Source organism: Claveliimonas bilis, assembly GCF_030296775.1.
GTDB lineage: Bacteria > Bacillota > Clostridia > Lachnospirales > Lachnospiraceae > Claveliimonas > Claveliimonas bilis.
In genome coordinates, this window is record NZ_AP027742.1 from 1,832,165 (window position 1) to 1,851,989 (window position 19,825).

22 protein-coding genes are annotated in these 19,825 nt (G+C 45.3%); 1 reads left to right on the forward strand and 21 read right to left on the reverse strand.

Translation table 11 applies throughout. The features are described from left to right. Nucleotides 1-10: 10 nt before the first annotated feature. Together R2J37_RS09080 and R2J37_RS09085 are read right to left on the reverse strand one after the other, a co-directional pair. The gene (locus R2J37_RS09080) at nucleotides 11-712 is read right to left on the reverse strand and encodes a M23 family metallopeptidase (RefSeq protein ID WP_316264650.1); all 702 of its coding nucleotides are present in this window, start codon (nucleotides 710-712) and stop codon (nucleotides 11-13) included. Between the two features lie 73 nt (nucleotides 713-785). After that, complete coding sequence (locus R2J37_RS09085) at nucleotides 786-2,240, reverse strand: aminoacyl-histidine dipeptidase (RefSeq protein ID WP_316264652.1); 1,455 nt, start codon at nucleotides 2,238-2,240, stop codon at nucleotides 786-788. Between the two features lie 100 nt (nucleotides 2,241-2,340). On the opposite strand from R2J37_RS09085, the gene R2J37_RS09090 reads away from it, so the two are divergent. Continuing rightward, nucleotides 2,341-3,279, forward strand: coding sequence for a transporter (locus R2J37_RS09090; protein ID WP_230106074.1), 939 nt, complete (start codon nucleotides 2,341-2,343; stop codon nucleotides 3,277-3,279). Here R2J37_RS09090 and R2J37_RS09095 read toward each other — a convergent pair. The 19 genes from R2J37_RS09095 to R2J37_RS09185 form a co-directional block, all read right to left on the reverse strand. Then, nucleotides 3,271-3,894 (reverse strand): ATPase, encoded by a 624-nt coding sequence (locus tag R2J37_RS09095; RefSeq protein ID WP_230106073.1) that lies wholly within the window; start codon nucleotides 3,892-3,894, stop codon nucleotides 3,271-3,273. The genes R2J37_RS09090 and R2J37_RS09095 overlap by 9 nt on opposite strands. Before the next feature lie 3 nt (nucleotides 3,895-3,897). Continuing rightward, nucleotides 3,898-4,389 carry a pantetheine-phosphate adenylyltransferase gene (coaD, locus tag R2J37_RS09100; protein WP_230106072.1) on the reverse strand — a complete coding sequence of 164 codons (492 nt, stop codon included), beginning with the start codon at nucleotides 4,387-4,389 and terminating at the stop codon, nucleotides 3,898-3,900. Continuing rightward, on the reverse strand, nucleotides 4,383-4,952 hold the full coding sequence (gene rsmD, locus R2J37_RS09105; protein WP_230106071.1) for a 16S rRNA (guanine(966)-N(2))-methyltransferase RsmD: 570 nt from the start codon (nucleotides 4,950-4,952) through the stop codon (nucleotides 4,383-4,385). Before rsmD ends, coaD begins: the two co-directional genes overlap by 7 nt. 176 nt (nucleotides 4,953-5,128) lie before the next feature. After that, complete coding sequence (locus R2J37_RS09110; RefSeq protein ID WP_033125229.1) at nucleotides 5,129-5,335, reverse strand: alpha/beta-type small acid-soluble spore protein; 207 nt, start codon at nucleotides 5,333-5,335, stop codon at nucleotides 5,129-5,131. A gap of 63 nt (nucleotides 5,336-5,398) precedes the next feature. After that, nucleotides 5,399-7,429 carry an ATP-dependent DNA helicase RecG gene (gene recG, locus R2J37_RS09115; RefSeq protein ID WP_316264655.1) on the reverse strand — a complete coding sequence of 677 codons (2,031 nt, stop codon included), beginning with the start codon at nucleotides 7,427-7,429 and terminating at the stop codon, nucleotides 5,399-5,401. Then, a complete protein-coding gene (locus R2J37_RS09120; RefSeq protein ID WP_316264656.1) occupies nucleotides 7,430-9,106 on the reverse strand; it encodes a DAK2 domain-containing protein in 1,677 nt (558 codons plus the stop codon). It lies immediately after the preceding gene. Nucleotides 9,107-9,123: 17 nt separating this feature from the next. Then, nucleotides 9,124-9,483, reverse strand: a complete 360-nt coding sequence (locus R2J37_RS09125) for an Asp23/Gls24 family envelope stress response protein (protein WP_230106068.1) — start codon at nucleotides 9,481-9,483, stop codon at nucleotides 9,124-9,126. 224 nt (nucleotides 9,484-9,707) lie between these two features. Then, entirely contained in the window at nucleotides 9,708-9,893 is a 186-nt protein-coding gene (rpmB, locus tag R2J37_RS09130; RefSeq protein ID WP_230106067.1) for a 50S ribosomal protein L28, read from the reverse strand. 128 nt (nucleotides 9,894-10,021) lie between these two features. Continuing rightward, entirely contained in the window at nucleotides 10,022-10,171 is a 150-nt protein-coding gene (locus tag R2J37_RS09135; protein WP_230106066.1) for a hypothetical protein, read from the reverse strand. Nucleotides 10,172-10,252: 81 nt separating this feature from the next. Next, nucleotides 10,253-10,642, reverse strand: a complete 390-nt coding sequence (locus R2J37_RS09140) for a GerW family sporulation protein (protein ID WP_230106065.1) — start codon at nucleotides 10,640-10,642, stop codon at nucleotides 10,253-10,255. Nucleotides 10,643-10,684: 42 nt separating this feature from the next. Further along, a complete protein-coding gene (locus tag R2J37_RS09145) occupies nucleotides 10,685-11,668 on the reverse strand; it encodes a DUF2953 domain-containing protein (protein WP_316264659.1) in 984 nt (327 codons plus the stop codon). Between the two features lies 1 nt (nucleotide 11,669). Next, on the reverse strand, nucleotides 11,670-11,993 hold the full coding sequence (locus R2J37_RS09150; protein WP_230106063.1) for a hypothetical protein: 324 nt from the start codon (nucleotides 11,991-11,993) through the stop codon (nucleotides 11,670-11,672). Between the two features lie 14 nt (nucleotides 11,994-12,007). Beyond that, nucleotides 12,008-13,348, reverse strand: coding sequence for a peptidoglycan D,D-transpeptidase FtsI family protein (locus R2J37_RS09155; protein ID WP_230107615.1), 1,341 nt, complete (start codon nucleotides 13,346-13,348; stop codon nucleotides 12,008-12,010). Between the two features lie 37 nt (nucleotides 13,349-13,385). Further along, nucleotides 13,386-14,861 (reverse strand): FtsW/RodA/SpoVE family cell cycle protein, encoded by a 1,476-nt coding sequence (locus tag R2J37_RS09160; RefSeq protein ID WP_230106062.1) that lies wholly within the window; start codon nucleotides 14,859-14,861, stop codon nucleotides 13,386-13,388. Between the two features lie 8 nt (nucleotides 14,862-14,869). Beyond that, nucleotides 14,870-17,152, reverse strand: coding sequence for a U32 family peptidase (locus R2J37_RS09165; protein ID WP_316264661.1), 2,283 nt, complete (start codon nucleotides 17,150-17,152; stop codon nucleotides 14,870-14,872). Nucleotides 17,153-17,209: 57 nt separating this feature from the next. Further along, nucleotides 17,210-17,623: a cell division protein ZapA gene (locus R2J37_RS09170; protein ID WP_230106060.1), complete on the reverse strand. Its 414-nt coding sequence runs from the start codon at nucleotides 17,621-17,623 to the stop codon at nucleotides 17,210-17,212. Between the two features lie 65 nt (nucleotides 17,624-17,688). Beyond that, nucleotides 17,689-18,696, reverse strand: a complete 1,008-nt coding sequence (gene ruvB, locus R2J37_RS09175) for a Holliday junction branch migration DNA helicase RuvB (RefSeq protein WP_230106059.1) — start codon at nucleotides 18,694-18,696, stop codon at nucleotides 17,689-17,691. A 16-nt stretch (nucleotides 18,697-18,712) separates the two neighbouring features. Further along, entirely contained in the window at nucleotides 18,713-19,327 is a 615-nt protein-coding gene (ruvA, locus tag R2J37_RS09180; protein WP_230106058.1) for a Holliday junction branch migration protein RuvA, read from the reverse strand. 1 nt (nucleotide 19,328) lies between these two features. Then, complete coding sequence (locus R2J37_RS09185; RefSeq protein ID WP_230106057.1) at nucleotides 19,329-19,817, reverse strand: Gx transporter family protein; 489 nt, start codon at nucleotides 19,815-19,817, stop codon at nucleotides 19,329-19,331. Nucleotides 19,818-19,825 lie beyond the last annotated feature (8 nt).

Consider the following 19,825-nt stretch of genomic DNA (forward strand, 5'->3'; position numbering starts at 1 on the left):
TATACATCTTCTAGGAATAGGCATATTTCAGTTTTTTCTTTTCCAATTCCCGAAGAACATAATAGGGATTGACGCTGATCTCATCCCCGGTGTCCCAGCAGTAAATGCCGAGATGCAGATGTACGGCGAATTTGCCGTATGTCCCCTCTTTTCCGTATCCTGAATCGCCCATAAATCCCAGGATCTGTCCGGCTTTCACTGTATCTCCCTTTTGAATATCTCCATAGGATTCCAAATGGGCATAATAGTAATAGACGCCCTGTGGGGAAGTGATGCCGACTCTCCACCCACCAAGTTCCAGCCAGCCAAGACTTGTCACCGTACCGTCTGAGATACTCACAATGGGATAAATACCTCTTTCATTTCTGGAAGCCATAATATCTGTCCCCTCGTGCATATTTGTTTTCTTATAGCTGCGCTCTGCCATCCACGAATTTTCATAGGAAACAGTAAGGGAATCGTCAAGTGTGGAAGATGGAATCGGAAAATACAGGCTGTCTTTTTCTACTTTGTTCAGAAAAATCCGGCATTCATCAGACAGGAAATCTTTGTTTTTACGCATATCCGGCGCAAAAAACTCCTGACGGTACTCGCTGTTGTCAATTCCCTGTCTGGCTCTGTCATTAAGATCCGCCTTCTCAAACATCTCCTGGATCCCTATGGCACAAAAAAGAGAAAGCAGCAGTAAAAGGATCAGTATTTTTCGAGACATACCGTTCTGCCTTTTTCTTTTACTATATGCCCCTGCCTTTCTCTTTTATGTCCGTCTGTTTTCACGGCGGATTTTAAATATCCTCCCGGCAGCATCCGGCAAGAACTGCTTTCAGATATTCATAGCTTCTTTCTGTGGACTCGATCGAGAGCCTCTCTTTCACTGAATGGACATCCCAGATATCAGGTCCGAAAGATACACAGTCCAGATCTTTCTTTTTGTCCAGGAAAAGTCCGCATTCCAGACCAGCGTGGATCGTAAGGACCTCCGGATCCCTGCCGAACATCTCCCGGTATGTCCGGGTCATCAGTTCCCGAAGGGAAGATTCCTTTTTATAGGCCCATCCGGGATATTCATTATCGGCCCGGAAGGATGCGCCGCACAGCCCGGCCAGGATCTTCAGTCTCTCTGCCAGCTCTGCTTTCTTGCTTCCAAGGGAACTTCTTACAAGGGTATCGATCGTCAGATATCCCTCTCTTACAGCCATGATTCCATGGTTTAGTGAGGTCTCTACCAGTCCCGGCAAAGTCCGGTTATATCCCACAGGACCGTCTGGCGCAGCCATCAGGTAGGCAACAATCTTCTTTGTTGTCTCTGCAGAAACAACATTCGCCGTCTGCATCCCCCTTTTCTCTGTCTGAACAGAAAGATTCGGTTCTTCATCCATAAATTCTTCCTTCCACAAGGCCTCCATTTTCACAGCCGCCTCCATAAGAGCAGAAGGATGTTCCGCCATCAAAAGGATCTCTGCCTGGCTTGCTATGACATTTTCCTTTCCGCCGCCCCCGGCATCCATGAGGAAAAGCTGTGTGCTGCGGGACGCCTCGTAGAGAAGCCTTCCTGAAAGCTTCAAAGCATTGGCTCTTTGCCGGTTGATCTCCGATCCGGAATGTCCTCCCGTAAGCCCGCTGATGATAATTTTTACAACCTCGCCTTCCCGTGAAGAAAAGTCCAGCGGGAAGGATGTATGACAGCTGATCCCTCCGGCACATCCCACCGTCAGGATTCCCTCTTCCTCTGAATCAATATTGATCAGCTTTCTTCCTTTTAGAAGCTGGAGATCAAGCGCTTTTGCTCCGCCCATTCCTGTCTCCTCGTCAGCTGTGAAAACAGCCTCAATAGGAGGATGGACTGCATCTTTTTCATCCAGCAGAGCAAGGATCATTGCCACGGCAATCCCGTCGTCGCCGCCAAGAGTCGTATTTCTCGCCTTGACAAATCCGTCCTCCACATAAAGTTCCAATGGATCCTTTGCAAAGTCATGTCCAGAGTCTGCCGTCTTTTCACACACCATATCCAGATGGCCCTGCAAAACAACAGGTTCTCTGTCCTCATATCCCGGCGATGCTTCTTTCCATATTAAAATATTATCCCCTTCATCCCGAAGTACTTTCAGTCCTCTTTCTTCGGCAAATCGGACACAGTACCTGCATATTGCATCAAGATTGCCGGATCCATGGGGAATCTGACATATTTCTTCAAAAAAGTGAAACACATTTTCTGGCATTAACTGATTTAATACTGGCATTAGCATACTCCTCCTTTTTTTATTTTGCCGGACTTTCCTATAGAATAAAAAGACGGCAGTTTCCATACAATGAATTGAAGTCTCTTTCTGGAAATGAATGATGAAACGACGTTTGTTTATGCTATCGGTTATTTTTCTTTTTATTACAATGCTTTTCTTTCCAACTCCTGTATTCGACGGTGCAAGTGAAGGAATCCTTCTGTGGTTTCAAATTGTCCTTCCCACCCTGCTTCCATTCATTCTGCTCTCCAACCTGATGATCCGGACAAACGCTGTCTATTATATTTCCCGGATTACCGGACCTTTGCTGGGAAAAATCTTTGCTGTGTCAGACAGCGGGTCTTTTGCTGTTATTGCGGGATTTCTCTGCGGATACCCTATGGGAGCGAAAGTGACATCCGACCTTTTAAGGACCGGACGGATTTCTTTCGAGGAAGCTTCTTATCTTCTCTCCTTCTGTAACAACACCAGTCCCATGTTCATCATCAGCTATGTGGTTATGCAGAACACGCCTTCCGCCTCCTGGATTTTTCCTTCCGTCGTCCTTCTCTTTTTGTCGCCTGTTATCTGCAGCAGGATCTTTTTGCCTTTTTACAGAAAAGGCAGCGTATCCACACGTTTTCCGGGACTGTCACCTGCCAGAGAACGCCCTTTTTCTCTGACAATACTGGACACTTGTATGATGGACAGCTTTGAAGCAATCACAAAAGTTGGAGGCTACATAATGCTCTTTTCTGTCATTACCAAACTGGCCTGCCTCCTGCCATGGAAAAACTGGCTTCCCTACCGCCTTCTGCTCTCTTTTCTGGAAATCACTGCCGGAATCCCCATGATTTCAGAGCTCACTGTTCTTCCATGGCGAATCCGCTGGCCCCTCCTTTTAGGGCTGACTTCCTTTGGCGGCTTGTGCGCTGCCGCGCAGACTTCCTGCATGATACAGGGCACAGGGCTTAAGATTTCTACCTACTTAACAGAAAAACTGGTTACTATGTCCGTAACCAGTCTTTTGTGCCTCGGCATCTTTGGAATTTTATTCTAATTCTTCTGCTGTTTCTTCTTCATATGCTTCTTCCGGAACAGAGCCAAATTCGGCTTCCAGACCTCTGGAGGACTGATCAGGGATTTCCAGCTCTGAACGGTTGTTGCGCACCATATCATAGCACTCCTGCAGCGAATTTACCAAACCGTCATATTTGGTTGTATAGCTGTCAAGAGTATGACCGATAATGCTCTCAGCATTGGCAAGAAGATCGTCTGTATACTGCATTGCTCCGATTCGGATGTCGTTAGCGTCGCTGGTGGCATTGTCAAGAATCTGCTGCGCCTGCTCTGTGGCAGCAGTGACAATCTCATTTGCCTGTGCATAGGCCTGCTGCATGATCTCATGCTCGCTGACAAGCTCTGTTGTCTGGATCTGCGCTTCCTGAAGCATGCTGTCCGCCTTTGCCTGAGCGTCTGCAAGAATAGCGTCTTTATTTGCAATGATCTTCTGATAACGTTTGATCTCATCCGGAGTTTTCATACGAAGCTCCCTAAGAAGCTCATCAATCTGATCTTTGTTTACAATAATCTTCGTTGTTGACAGAGGCTGAAATTTACAACTGTCAATGTACTCCTCAATTTCTTCAATAATCTGTTCAATACGGCTGCTCATAATTTACACTCTCCTTTTTTTATCTATTTTCTTCTGTATCTCTTCTATTACGATGTCCGGTACAAACTGCGAAATATCTCCCCCGAAAGCTGCCACTTCTTTTACCATAGAAGAGCTCAGATACGAGTACTGCAGGCTGGTTGTCAAAAAGACGGTTTCCAGTCCGCCGTCCAGCTTGCGATTTGTCTGCGCCATCTGAAGCTCATACTCAAAATCCGTAATGGCCCTCAGACCTCTTATGATCATTTTCGCTTCCATTTTTTTCGCAAAATCTACCAGCAATCCTTCAAATGGTATTACTCTGATATTCGGAATATTTTTAACAGTTTCCTCTAGTATTTTAACACGTTCTTCTAAGGAAAACAACGGACTTTTTGCGTTATTATACAATACTCCGACAATTAATTCGTCCACGATCTTCGCCGAACGGGTGATCATATCCAGATGCCCGAAAGTGACCGGATCAAAACTGCCCGGATAAATTGCTCTTAACATATTTCTTTCCTCCCCGCCGGTTCAATAAACACATGTTTATTGGTTTTGTAAACCTTCTCTTTGATCAATGCAAAACCAAGCTCGGCCAGATAATCAAAAGAAGTATCCTTTGATGCCTCCACGATGATCACACCCTCATCGGAAAGAAGCTGCGAGTCTGCCAAATACTCCAGTACCTTTTTCTCCAGTTCCTGATTGTAGGGCGGATCCATGAAAATAAAATCAAACTGCTTTTCTCCCTCCAGCCGATAAAGGGCTGTCATAACATCCGAAGATATGGTAAGCGCCTTTCTGTCCAGACGGGTATATTTCAAATTTTCTCTGATACACGCCATCGCCTTTGGATTCTTCTCTACAAAGACCGCCTCCATAGCGCCGCGGCTTAGAGCCTCGATCCCAATACCGCCGCTTCCTGCGAACAGATCCAGGAAAATGCAGTCGTACAGATACGGAGAAAGCATATTGAACAACGTTTCCTTGATCCGGTCTGTTGTCGGGCGGGTATCCATCCCATCCAGAGTCTTGAGCTGCAGCCGTTTCGCACTTCCTGCAATCACACGCATAAACTATCACTCCCCACTTGTTATGTATACAAAAGATTTCCTGTTCATTATACGAAGCAGCGCTGTAAAAGTCAAGAAAAAGCACCTGCCGGCGTACATGAAGCTTCCGGCAGATGCCTCTCCTTTTGTTTTTACTGTTTTGTTAAAATTTTTACTGATCGGTAAGATGGTGGCTGTTATTTACCTGCCATCTGTCTTTCCTGCTGTTCGATCATCTTTTTTACCATATATCCTCCCACAGAGCCATTCTGTCTGGAAGTAAGGTCGCCATTGTATCCGTCTGTGAGCGGTACTCCCAGCTCGCTTGCAACCTCATATTTGAATTTGTCTAATGCACCCTTTGCTTCAGGTACAGCTGCTTTGTTAGATGAACGATTTGTCATTTCTATACTCCTCCTTTTTTGTAACATTTTTTATTTGTGTTACAACGATAGTATATGGAGGATTTACAAAATTACACTAGAATTTCCTGTATGATTTTCCAGTTTTTTCAGCCATTCGCATTCTTTCTTGGAAAGCACGGATACTGCCTCACTGGCCATCTGCAAAACAGCCGCATCCTGGAACACATCTCCCAGCCGGAAGTTCATAAGCCCGCTCTGACGGATACCGAAAAGATCTCCCGGTCCTCTCTGCTTCAGGTCTTCTGATGCAATCTTAAAACCGTCATTGCTCTTATTTAAAATATCAAGTCTTTCTTTTGTATCCTTCGCCTTAGATCCTGTCATAAAAATGCAGTAAGACTGATATTTTCCTCTTCCCACACGGCCGCGAAGCTGGTGAAGCTGCGCCAGTCCAAACCTCTCTGCGTTTTCCACCATCATTACAGTGGCATTAGGAACATTGATTCCTACCTCGATAACGGTAGTGGACACGAGCACATCAATTTTACCCTCTCCAAAGTCTTCCATGATCCGGTCTTTCTGTTCCTGCTTCATTTTCCCGTGAAGACAGCCTACTACAATCTTGTTTCCCAGTTCTTCCTGAAGCATAGCGGAATAATCGGTCACATTTTCCACTTCCAGATGTTCGCTTTCCTCGACCATAGGACAGATAATATAGCACTGTCTGCCTTCCTCAATCTGATTTTTAATAAAGCGGTAAGCAGTGGGACGATATCCGGTGTCCACCACGCAGTTCTTGATCGGAAGACGGTTGGAGGGAAGTTCGTCAATGACAGAAATATCCAGATCTCCGTACAGAATAATCGCCAGTGTTCTCGGAATCGGCGTGGCGCTCATGACAAGCACATGGGGCATTTCTCCCTTTTCTGCAAAAATCTCTCTCTGCCGTACGCCGAAACGGTGCTGCTCGTCCGTCACCACAAGTGCAAGATCCTGATAGGCAACTTTCTCCTGGATCAGAGCATGAGTGCCGATAATGATCTGCGCCTCTCCCCCCTGGATCCTGCGGTATGCCTCCCGTTTCTCTTTGGCCGTCATGGAGCCGGTCAAAAGCGCCGTCTGAAATGGAATCCTGTGTTCTTCAAGGAGTTTTGTAATGGATTCATAATGTTGTTTTGCAAGCACTTCTGTAGGCGCCATCAAAGCTCCCTGGTATCCGCTGTAAGCCACAGTCAGAAGGGCAAGCAGAGCGATCACGGTCTTTCCTGAACCAACATCGCCTTGCACCAGTCTTGACATGGACAGATTCTTCTTAAGGTCTGCCTCTATCTCACGCCATACTCTTTTCTGTGCCTCTGTCAGTTCATAGGGGAGTTCTTTTATAAAGCGCTCCACTTCCCCGGAAGGAGAGATCCGGAAACGATTTTCGCTTCGCCCGCTTTCTTCCTTCAGCTTGCGAAGGGAATATATGAATGCGGCAAATTCATCGAATACCAGCCTTTTCCTGGCATGGCAGAATACCTCTTTGTCCTCCGGAAAATGGATACCGCGAAGCGCATAATTATACTCCGCCAGATGATATTTCAGCCGGATATGTTCCGGCAGAGGCTCCCGCTCAAGAGGAAGACTTTCCAGAGCCTGTTTCACCGCTTTCATGACTGTATTATTGGAAAGGCCGGACGTCAGCGGATAGACCGGCTGCATCGTACCGCGCTTCTCTTCGTATTTTCCGGAAGGATAGAAAATTTCCGGGTGTTCCATTACAAGCACATCCCGGCGTCTGACGATCATTCCCCGAAGCGTAATAACGCCGCCTCTTGAAAGTGTAGTACGCAGAAAAGGCATACGAAACCAAATAACCTTCAGTGTACCTGTAAGATCTTTTACATACAAAGAAGTCACCTGCATAGCGCGGTTCCCGGATACCTGGACTTTACCGTAAATCGCTCCGGTAACTGTCTGTACGCGCCCTTCTTCTGCTTCACTGATTGGTACAGCTTCCTCATAGATATCGTATGCCCTTGGATAATAGCGGATCAGGTCCCCGACGGTCCTGATCCCCAATTTCCAAAATAACTTTTCAGTTTTCTCTCCAATTCCTTTCAGTTCATGAATCGGTGTATATTCTGTCATTTACTCTACTGCCAGCACGTAATAGTAAATGGGCTGGCCGCCATAATGTGCATCCACATCAAGATCCGGATACTTCTCTTCGATTTCAGCGACAAAATTCTGTGCCGCCTCTTCATTGACTTCCTCGCCATAGTAAATGCTGATCAGCTCTGAATCTTCATCTACCAGCTGTTCCAGCATTTCCACAGCCGTCTTTTCGATGTCCTGCCCCACTGCAAGAATGCCGGAATCACCGATTCCCATAATATCCCCTTCGTGGATTTCTTTATCATCAATCCGGGTATCCCGCACGGCGTAAGTAACCTGACCTGATTTCACATTCTTGATCGCTTCCAGCATAGTCTCTTCATTTTCCTGCACGCCTGCCTCCGGCATGAAGCTGATGATCGCCGTAATTCCCTGCGGTACAGTTTTTGTCGGAATGACCACGATCTCTTTGTCTTTTACAAGAGCCTTGGCCTGATTTGCCGCCAATACAATATTTTTGTTGTTTGGAAGAATGAATACTGCATCAGCGTTTACATGTTCAATGGCGTTCAACATATCTTCCGTGCTGGGATTCATCGTCTGACCGCCTTCAATAATGTAGTCAGCACCAAGTTCACAGAATACACTGTTGAGCCCTTCTCCGATAGAAACTGTGATAAATCCCATCGGTTTTCTCGGCTCGGCGCTCTTTTTCTTCTGATCTTCTTCCTTCTGCTGCTGTGCAAGCTTCTGAGAATCACGGATCAGTTTTTCCTGATGCTCTTCTCTCATATTGTCAATTTTCATTCGTGACAGCTGTCCGTAAGTCAGCGCTTTCTGGATAGCAAGTCCCGGATCATTGGTATGGACATGAATCTTTACCACATCATCGTCTGCCACACAGACAATGGAATCTCCGATAGACTCCAGATAAGCCTTAAATTCCATCTCATCATTCTCTGTAAATTCCCGCTCTGTCATAATGATAAATTCCGTGCAGTATCCGAATTTAATGTCTGCCGCTGCCTCAGCGGAAACCTTTGTCATGCTGCTTCCCGCTCCTTCCGCGGAAATCGCACTGTAATCCACTTCCTTGCCAAGAAAGGCGTCGTAAGCGCCCTTAAGCACTTCCATCAGTCCCTGTCCCCCGGAATCTACCACTCCTGCCTCTTTTAATACAGGGAGCATTTCCGGCGTACGGGCAAGAACCGCATCTCCTTCTTCAAGGAGAGCCGGAATAAATTCTTCCAGATCCTCTGTCTCTTCTGCAAGAACTGCCGCTTTTTCTGCAATCCCCCTTGCAACTGTGAGGATCGTTCCTTCTTTCGGCTTCATAACTGCTTTGTAAGCAGTATCTTTTGCCCTTTCGCATGCTGCCGCCAGTATTTTTACATTCACTTCTTTCTCATCACGTACAGCCTTGGTAAATCCCCGAAGGAGCTGTGAGAGGATGACACCGGAATTTCCTCTGGCTCCGCGCAGGGAACCGGATGAAATCGCTTTTGCCAATGATTTCATATCCATGTTTTCAAGGGCGGTCACCTCTTTTGCCGCTGACATAATGGTCAAAGACATATTGGTTCCCGTATCCCCGTCCGGAACAGGAAATACGTTCAACTCATTAATAAATTCTTTTTTCGCCTCAATATTCTGTGCACCGGCAAGAAACATCTTAGCCAGCATTTCCACACTGATTGTCTTTACAGCCACTTAAATATCCTCCTTAACTAATCGATGACTCTGACGCCCTCGATATAGATATTGATTTTATCAACTTTCATACCGGAAAATTCTTCTACCTTATATTTGACATTGCTGATCAGATTATCCGTCACTGCAGAAATGCTGACTCCATATGCTACAATCACGTGAAAATCAATAGTGATCTCATTTTCGTCTGATATGGACACCTGGATTCCATGAGTCAGGCTGTCTTTCTTCAGCAGTCTTACCAGACCGTCCTTTACATTAACTGCCGCCATTCCGACAATTCCGAAGCATTCCACTGCCACGGTGCCGGCATACTTTGCGATCACATCAGTACTTACTGTGATGATACCCATATCTGTGCTCATGCTTCCCTTCATATAGTTCCCTCCAATTATCTCTATTTTATTTTCTGTCGATCCTTTTGCAAACTCCAGTTTAACACAAGTATTATACCCTGTTTTCACGCCTTTTACAAGAAAAAAGAGTTCCGCCGGCGGAACTCCCGCTCCAGGCGCGGCTGCTTGGCAGCAAATCCTTCTGCGGTACAAAAAAAGACTAACTTCCCTGCCTAGCGGAAAATTAGTCTCTCTTCAGATTTTCATTAAGCGCGCTCTACTTTTCCGGACTTCAAACAAGAAGTACATACATACATTCTCTTAGATCCGCCCTCTGTTTTTACACGAACAGATTTTACATTTGATTTCCACATTTTTGGTGTCTTTCTATGAGAGTGGCTGACACTGTTACCAAAGTGAGCACCCTTTTCGCAAATAGCACATTTAGCCATGACTGCACCTCCTAACACTCTAAATAAGTCTGTTCTCCAGACTCGCAACAATGATATTCTATCAGAATACTTTTAAAAAAGCAAGCATTTCTTCATAGATTTCACAAAAAGATTGAGGAAAGAACAGATCAGTCATCTCTGCAGCAAAAAAACAACTCATAAGCTGCCAGGAGACACAATATGATACATAAAATCTCCACAAACATATTAGGAAGCCAAAGGCTGATCGTAATTCCTGCCGCGATCCAGAATAAGGCAAACCCTGCCACCCTTTTCATCTGAATCCCTCCCGCCGGGGCCTTGTTTTATTCTATGCCCTGCCAGTCGGAAATATGTCTTTTCCTCATGGTATCTTTTGCTTATTCATCTGCCTCGTCAAGAATATCATTTACCTCCTCTTCCGTCATGCGGCTGCCATTTTTGGAAGTGAACCGGTCCAGAACATCCGGGACCATATCAAGGATCTTTGTCATTGTATCCTGATTTCTGATATTTACAAGTCTTGTTGTGCCATTTTGGATAACAAGAACCGCACTGGGAGTCATCTTTCCGCCGAGACCTCCTGCGCCTTTTTCCTTCTTTTCTCCATTAAAGGCTCCGGCTCCAATTGCAAAGGAAACATCTACAAGGGGAAGAATGATAGTATCCCCGATATGGATGGCGTCTCCCACTACTGTCCGTGATGAGATAACGGCATCCATGCCGTGAAAAAGAGCCTCTACTGTTCCTTTAAAATTATTATCTGCCATAATATGATCCTCCCAAATCTTTTGAACTTACTGTCAGGGCTTTTAAAATTCACTGATAAACTTCCGAACATCCTTATAGGTCTGTCTCACTGCTTTGCTGACAAGAAGACGAAGTGCAAAAGTCAGCAAATGTATCAAATAAAGCCTTCCATGTATATCCGCTTTTCCCTCAAACATCTTTTCTTCAAATTCCGGAACAATCTGAATCTCTCCCGGAAGAAAGGGATAAACAACCGCCAGTCCCGCAAGACTGGTTCCTGTCAGCGCCGGATCTCCCAGACCGTATCTTAAAAATATCCTTCCTTTTCCCGGACAAAGGCCTCTTAAAAGGCGGATGAGAGCTTTCTTTCCAGTGCCAAAGGCCTTTCTATGCAGCTCATCTTCCAGAAAATCTATCAGTTTTTCTTTTTTTTCACTGAATAGGTTTATTTTATCACAGATTGCTTTTATTGTACATTTTATCTTTTGAAAGAACGAAGATATCTTCTCGCCTGCTTTCTGAATCTTTTTTGCAATTCTGTTGTTCTTCTCAATATTGTCGGACCGTTTTTCTTCATGCGGCGGACTGTCTTCGGGATACGCGTACGGATTTTTTTCATCTGCTTCCAGTTCTTCAAAATCTTCCGGTTCAGGCTGCGTATCCGGCGCATCAGTTTCTTTCTCCGTTTCCAGATGCGTATCCATTTCCTCTTCTTCATGAGCTTCCTCATGGACTTTCCTGCAGACTTCATCAGTCTTCCCTTTTTCTTCATCTGATCTCTCTCCTCCTTTGATCCGCTTCCAGCCTATTCTTGCGGAAAATACACTCGACTTGTTCCCATATAGGATTTTCAATTCCAACAGGGAAAAAAGCCATGTCACCTTACATCTTACCTTTGTCCCCTTTTCTGTTCCGTCCGTTTTCCCCGACACCTGATAACAAACCGGCACAAAAAGTACAATGCAGAGCAATACTATCAGTATACCCAGTATGATCGCCAGTATGATACCTGCAATTTTTAAAATCAACAATAAAAGATGAAGCATATTATTTTTCCCGCTCCCTGTTTTCTAAGAATGCGCATATATCGTCTTCCATTTTGCTTTCATATGCATCCTGCAGGATTATTCTGACCAATTCCAGTGCATCATCATAGTTCCCTGCCATTCCCGCAATCAAAATGTTATCCTTCGGGCATCTGTACTGCATAAATTCAAGAGAGGACACGATTTCCAGCCTTCTTGTCCCATAGTCCGTCAGCACAAGAAAGTAAAGGGGCCTTGTTAATTTCCCCTCTCTGATCCGGGAGACTATCTTTTTCTCTTTTTTTTCCAGTTCCGCAGATACATACAGATACCTTGCAAATCTCATATTTTTTACCCTTTCTAGTTATAATAATAACTGTCCAGTATCTGTTTTGCAACATCAACCGCTCTTACATTTCCGTCGGCCTCCTCAATGATCACACTGATCACAAGTTCCGGGTTATCAACATTAGTAAATCCCACAAACCAGGAATGGTTTTTGGATGAATCGCCGTCGCTGTACTCAGCTGTTCCCGTTTTTCCAGCGACACTGTATCCCGATCCGGCAAAAACAGAGCCTGTTCCATAGTCTGTTACATTCTGCATATAAGCCTTAAGCTGTGCCGCTTCCTCTGAGGTCATCAGTTGCCCATAGCTTTCCGGATCAGTCTCTTCTACAATTGTGCCGGAATAGTTTGTCACTTCTTCTACAAGATAGGGTTCCATCAGCCTGCCTCCATTTGCGACCGCTGAAGTGATAAGCGCCATATGATAAGGACTTACAAGGGTTTCTCCCTGTCCCATGGCCGTCATCATCCGGTCAGAGGAAGTAGCATTATTATCCAGTGCAAAACTGCTTTTGTTATAACTGATATCTTTTCCGGGAAGAGCGCTATTGAAGAGCAGCTCTTTAGCGGTATCACTATATTTTGACAGATCAAGCTGAAGTCCGATATTGCAGAAAGACGCGTTACAGGAGTAGGCAAAGGAGCTTGCCAGATCTTCCTGCCCGTGGACCTGCCCTCCGGCACAGGGGATCGTCACACCGTCATAGGTGATAGAGCCGCTGCAATTGTAAGTATAAGAGGAATAATCGCTATGTTCCCGCATATATTCCAAGGCAGTAACAATCTTAAAAGAGGATCCCGGTGCATACTGTCCCTGAGTTGCACGGTTCAAAAGACTGCTGCTTTCATCTGTGTTCAGCCATTCCCAGTTTTCGCTTACAGTGTTGGGGTCGAAATCCGGTTTAGACAGCATCGTACGGATCTTCCCTGTGGAAGGCTCCATAATCACAACTGCCCCCCTGCTGTCCCCCATGGCGTCGGATGCCGCCTGCTGAAGCGAGGTATCCAATGTTGTCACTATGTTGTCTCCTGTATTTTTCTGATCCTGAAACTCATTGCTTAATTTTTCCAGGAAAAAAGCATTGGAAGTAAGAAGTTCAAAATTTCTTGTAGATTCCAATCCGGACTTTCCCTGGGAGGAATATCCTACTACATGTGCATACAGATTTCCGTAAGGATAAGAGCGGTATTCGCTGCCGTCTTCCGCTGTTTCTGTCTGGGCAAGAACATTTCCGTCTTTATCCAGTATTTTTCCCCGCACAACCCGGTCAGCCATAGAATCCAGACGGGGATTATAGGGACTGTTGATAATATCCTCACTCTCCACTACATTGAAATAGCCAATATACCCCATCAGCACAAGGAACAATGCAACGAATACGTAGGTTACCCTAGCGAATTCTTTGTTTACTTCTCGCTTTTTCTTTTTCTCTTTCTTTTCCAGTTTTGACTGTTCTTTTCTTTCTTTGCGGCTCATCTGCGATCTTTCCTGCTTCTTTTGCTGTCGCAATTCTTCTTTTCTTAGCTCGTAACTGTTGTTCTTTTTTCTTTCTTTCAATGCTTTCTTCCTCGTCCTCTCTTACAATATAAAGTCCCTGGATGATTGCAAACATAATTAATGTGCTGAGCAAAGAGCTTCCGCCATAGCTCACCAAAGGAAGGGTTACTCCTGTAGACGGAATAAATTTTATAACACCGCCTATATTCAGAAACACCTGGAAAATATAACAGGTTCCAAGCCCCAGCGCCACCAGTTTATAAAATTGATTGTGGAGCTGCATGGCAATGTTAAGAAACATTATATAGCAGCTGACAAATATAAGGATCAGACACAGGGCAAATATAAGTCCCAGCTCTTCGGCAATCGCCGAAAAAATAAAATCTGAATCTCTGACAGGGATACTTTCCGGCGATCCCTGGCAAAGGCCCATTCCAAACCAGCTTCCTGTCCCTATGGCAAACAGCGACTGCGCCACCTGATAGCCCCCGTTGTCGTAAGTTGCAAATGGATCCCGCCAGACATTTACTCTCGTCCGGACATGACCAAACAAATAATATCCGATCACAGACGCCCCTGCCCCTGCTCCCAGTCCGGCCAGCATATAAAGAGGCTGGCGGGTGGCAACATAGAGCATTACAAGGTACACAACAAAAATGATCAAGGCAGCTCCAAGGTCTGTGGAAACCACAAGGATCAGCACATGCAGGGCGGCGATCATCGTTGTGATCACCACGTTTTTAAAAGCAATAGATTCCTTCAGACTTGCCGCAACATAAAAGACAAAAATGATCTTCACAAGCTCGGAAGGCTGGATGCTGATACCGCCTATAGAAAATCCAAGCTTCGCTCCGTAAGATACCTGTCCCAGAACTGCTACAACTGCAAGTGATACCATTCCTGCAATGGCATAAATTCTCCTTAGCTTCGCCAGGCTTTTTACTTTTCGGATAATGACAGGAACAATCAGACTTAACACAATACCTGCTGTTGCAAAAACAAACTGTTTCATTGCCGTCTCATAATCCAGCCGCGTCAGCATAACAAGTCCGATGCAAAGAAGCATGCACATATTATTGACTACCAGTCTGGATACCTTCGGATAAATATGAGTATACAGAAGGATCGCAGCTCCAAGAAGGACAACCTGTGCAAGATAGAATGCTGCTATTTTGATATCTTCTGTCTCCAGATAGAGAATGATAAACGCGATCAGTTGGAACAGAAACATAAGCACATTCTGTCTTCGCAGCATTCCCTGCTTTTTTTCCATATCATGATACCCGAATATCGTAAAGCAAAGATACGTGTACATGATGATCAGAAGGATAATCAAATATTTTGAAATTTCTACAATAATATTTACCAAACTTTCACCTACTTCACTCCCCGCTTAAAATGTCCTCTTGTAAAGTAGCCTTCCCATGTGCCGGGATCTTTCTGCCCCTCTGTCACTTCACTGAACCATTCCAGAATACGGCTCATCTGGCGGCTGCTTTCTCTGGAAAAGGCGAAAATGAGAGCTGACGGACGAAGCTTTTTAATCTCTTCTCCTTGATCTGCCAGCAGTGTGGGCGCTGTATTATATATGACATTATAACAATAAAGACATTCGTTTTTTACGGCAAATTCTTTTTGATAGCGATCTGACATCGAAAGCCAGCCGCTTTTCTTCGTACACTTGGACGTATGACGGCGGACACAGCCGGCACTTACCATAACAGGTGCATACCCATATACAGGCAGTTCCATCCTGCTTCGATCCAATTCCTCAAGTTCAGACACATTCAGTTCCAGCGGGGCCACAAATCCATCCGCCCCGGATGTTTTCCAGAAATACTGTGATCTCCGGTTCCACTGATAGGCCGAAGAATCTGCAATAATAATCCCTTCATATCCCTCTCCTCGCAGAATGCGCAGGCTTTCCATATTGCGTATCAGCATACCATCTGCAATGGAACATAACATTTTCAAACTTTGCCTGTAGATATGTTCTGCCTCGCTCCGGAAGATTCTTGCCATAGCAAAAAAGACTTCTTTTCCTGCTGTTTGCGCCTGGCAGATCTCTGTCTTTAACTCTTCTTTTTTCTCATTTGAGACTCCCAGATAGAGCGTGTCTTCCACATAGATCCTTTCCACGAAGGATATTCGGGCCGCACATTTTAATTGCTCTTCTGTCTCCACAGATACATAGATTGGCACCCGTTCTTTGGAATTGTCATCTGACTGCTTTGAAGAGGACTCTTCTTCGCCGGATGCTGCCGAAGCACCCTCTCTTTCCTCCCGCTCTGTAATCTTCTGATCACGGCGGTATGTTCCGACAATCTCATTTTCAAGCCTTTCAAGCGCCGCTCTTCTCAGCTCATTAACACCCTGTATTGGCAGAAATACATCTCCATCCATCTCAATGGAAAGTTCCTCGAATGCAAAAGGCGTCCCACCGGTTTTTCTAAGCTGGCGCTCCAGCCTTTCTTCCGATATCGGCTGTTTCAAAGCTTTTTGCACCAATGCACCCTCGCTCACTGTCTCGATCCGTCCGTATTCTCCCTCGACAGACAAATATAGTTTAGCACTTTTCCCTTCGGAAAGTATTAATTTCCCATTAATTTTTTCCTGTAATTCTCTTTCGTTACAGGCATCTGCTTTCTTTAAGGTCTCCCTGGCATCCGGTCTGGCAAGAGAGAGCATCTCTTTTCCATTGTGACGGCGGTAGTACCCATCCGTATAGCCTCTTCTCTGGTAAGCACTCTGTAAAATATCCAGGTCATTCTTGCTCACCAAAAACTGCTTTTCAGTTCCGGAAGCCTTCTGTTCCAGATACAAATCCACATATTTTCGATACATTTCCACCACTGTTTTCACGTAAGAAGCCTGTTTCATTCTCCCTTCGATCTTGAAGGAAGTGATGCCCGCCTCTATAAGTTCCGGTATCAGATCAATGGTGCACAGATCTTTAAGGCTTAAATAATCTCCTGATTTCTCATTTGTTTTTCTACCTTCTTTTTGACTATTGTCGCTGCTCCCTTTTATCGCCCAGGGAAGTCTGCAGGGCTGAGCACACTGCCCGCGGTTTCCGCTTCGCCCTCCGATCATGCTGCTTAACAAACATTGACCAGAATAACAATAGCAGAGAGCTCCATGCACAAAACACTCGATCTCCAAATTTGTACGGTCTGCGATTTTTCGGATCTCCGTCAAAGAAAGCTCCCTGGCCGGCACGATACGAACCACGCCCAGTTCTTCTAAATACCCGGCCATAAGAGAATGGGTGACCGTCATCTGGGTACTTGCATGAATGGGAAGATCCGGGAAACGCTGACGGATCATATCCATAACTCCAAGATCCTGCACGATAACTGCATCCAATCCCTGCTTATAAAAAGGGAGAAGATAACGGAACACATTTTCCATCTCCCGTTCTTTTACCAGAGTATTGACTGTTAAATACAGTTTCTTTCCATGGAGATGCACATAATCGATAGCCTCAAGCAATTCTTTTTCCGTAAAATTCTGCGCAAATGCCCTGGCCCCGAAACAGCTGCCTCCTGCATACACTGCATCTGCTCCGGCATTGATGGCTGTTTTCAAAATATCATAGGACCCTGCCGGAGATAAGATTTCTATTCCGCCGTTTCCTGTTTTTGCAGTTGTTCCCGCCATGTTTTCCCTCCGATATCTATCCGAATCATATCATAAAATAAGCTGTCCTTGGACAGCCTATTTTTTCTGATTATTTTTCATTTCTGTTTCCAGTTTTACAATTTTCATCTGCAGTTCTCTGTTCTCTTCTTTCATTTTATCGAGAGCCTTCTCTGCATTTTCCAGTTTGATCTGAACAGAAATCAGTTCGTGCTTCAGATCATACATCTCTTTATCTTTTGCTTCAATATCACTTTCCAGGGTGCCTCCCTGCTTCTTTGCTTTAAAATAGTCATCCGCAATATTCAGCGCCAGCAGTATGCTTCTTGTTTCCGCGCTCTGTTTACGGTATCCTTCGCTGTTCGTACATTCTTCCAGTTTATGATTCAGATAGGTGGAAACCCTCTGCAGATATTCCTCGCTCTCAAATCCGCTCAGGGTAAAAACCTTTCCCCCTATGAGAACTTCTGTAAAATTTTTTGATGATGCCATAAAAGACCTCCCGCTCTTTCCTCTTATATGAGATTTATTATAAACTATTCGTCAATAAAAACCAACTATTTTTCATGATTTTGATATGAAATTCCCAAATGACTGTAGGCCAGGTCTGTCACCACGCGGCCTCTGGGCGTACGCTGTATAAATCCGTTTTTCAGAAGATACGGTTCATATACATCCTCTATCGTACCTGCATCTTCCCCTACAGATGCCGCCAGCGTATCCAGCCCCACAGGTCCTCCCTGAAACTTCTCGATCATTGTCAGAAGAAGGTTTCTGTCAATATGATCCAGCCCGTATTTATCTACATCCAAAAGATCCAGCGCATAGTCCGCCACCTCTTTTGTAATAACTCCATCATATTTCACCTGTGCAAAATCCCGGACACGCTTTAAAAGACGGTTCGCCAGACGCGGAGTTCCTCTGGAACGCCTGGCCAGCTCCGTTGCCCCCTTTTCTTCGATTTCTACACCCAAAATCTTTGCCGAATGCAGGATAATGGTCTGCAGTTCCGAAACCGTATAAAATTCCAGATGATTTACGACGCCAAATCTGTCTCTCAAAGGAGCTGTCAGCATACCCGCACGGGTAGTTGCCCCCACCAGCGTAAAGTGAGGAAGATCCAGACGGATCGACCGCGCCCCGGCTCCTTTTCCGATCACAATATCAATGGCGTAGTCTTCCATTGCCGGATAGAGCACTTCCTCTACCTGGCGGTTCAGTCGATGGATCTCGTCTACAAAAAGAACGTCCCCTTCTTTCAGATTGTTGAGGATCGCTGCCATCTCCCCCGGTTTTTCAATCGCCGGTCCGGATGTCACTTTCAAGTTCACCTGCATTTCATTGGCGATAATTCCGGCCAGTGTTGTCTTTCCAAGACCCGGAGGCCCGTAAAACAGAACATGATCCAGCGCTTCCCTCCGTCCTTTTGCTGCTTCTATATAGATTTTCAAAGTTTCTTTTGCCTTTTCCTGGCCAATGTAATCCTTTAAATACTGCGGCCGCAGACTGTTTTCTATTTTGATATCTTCTTCCAGATTCTCTGTTGTAATGATTCTTCTGCTCATATTTCTCCCCTGCTCTTTAGAACACCATCAGTTTCAGCGCCTGCTTCAGAACCTCTTCCACCTGTGTGTCCTCTGTGATCTCAATCTGCTTGACAGCACGAAGAGCCTCTGTATTTCCATATCCAAGGGCAACCAGAGCCTGCACAGCCTCGCTTTGGATATTTCCCTGTACATTCCCGTAAACCGGATCCGCTCCCTCTTTCCCGTCATTATGGTTCAGCGTATCTTCCAGCTTCAACTTGTCTTTTAATTCTAAAATCAATTTTTCCGCCGTTTTTTTCCCGATTCCCGGAGCTGCCGATATCGCTTTTACATCCCCCGACAGCACGGCAAAACGCAGGTCATCGGGCGTAAGCTGGGACAGGATGTTCAGTCCGCCTTTAGGTCCGATCCCGTTCACACCGATCACAAGCCGGAATACTTCCAGATCGTCTCTGGTGAGAAAGCCAAACAGCTGCATGCAGTCTTCTTTCACATTCAGATAAGTATGGATCTTTACCTCTGTTCCTACAGGGGGCAGCAGTCCAATGGATGCTCCCGGCATAAAAATGCCATATCCCACCCCCGCCACATCAACAATCACCCTGTCTTCTTCCACAGAAGCCAGTTCTCCCCGTATATATGCAATCATTTTATATCAGCTCCTTAATTCTTTTCAGCGTTTCATTGGCGGCAATTCCTATCAGCAGCCCTGTGATCACCCCTGCAATTAAAAGGACTGGAATATAGTACGCCACACTGAATGTTTCTACAACGATCATCGCGATGATCAGCTGTCCGATATTGTGAAATACTCCTCCGGCTATACTGACTCCCATTACACTGAATCCTCCTGCCTTCTTCAGGACTGCCATTACAGTAAGACTTAAAAGTCCCCCTGCAAGGCTGTAGAGGATAGCAAACATATTTCCGAACAGGAAGCCGGACAACACAACCCTTGTTATGGACAAAAGATAGGTCTCTTTCAGGCTCATCTTATAAAGCGCAATGACGATCATCAGATTGGCAAGTCCCAGTTTCACACCAGGGATCCCGATCTGGATAGGGATCAGTGATTCAACATAGCTGAATATCAGGGCCAGCGCTGTAAAAACACCGAAATATGCAACCCGGCTTTTCACACATATCC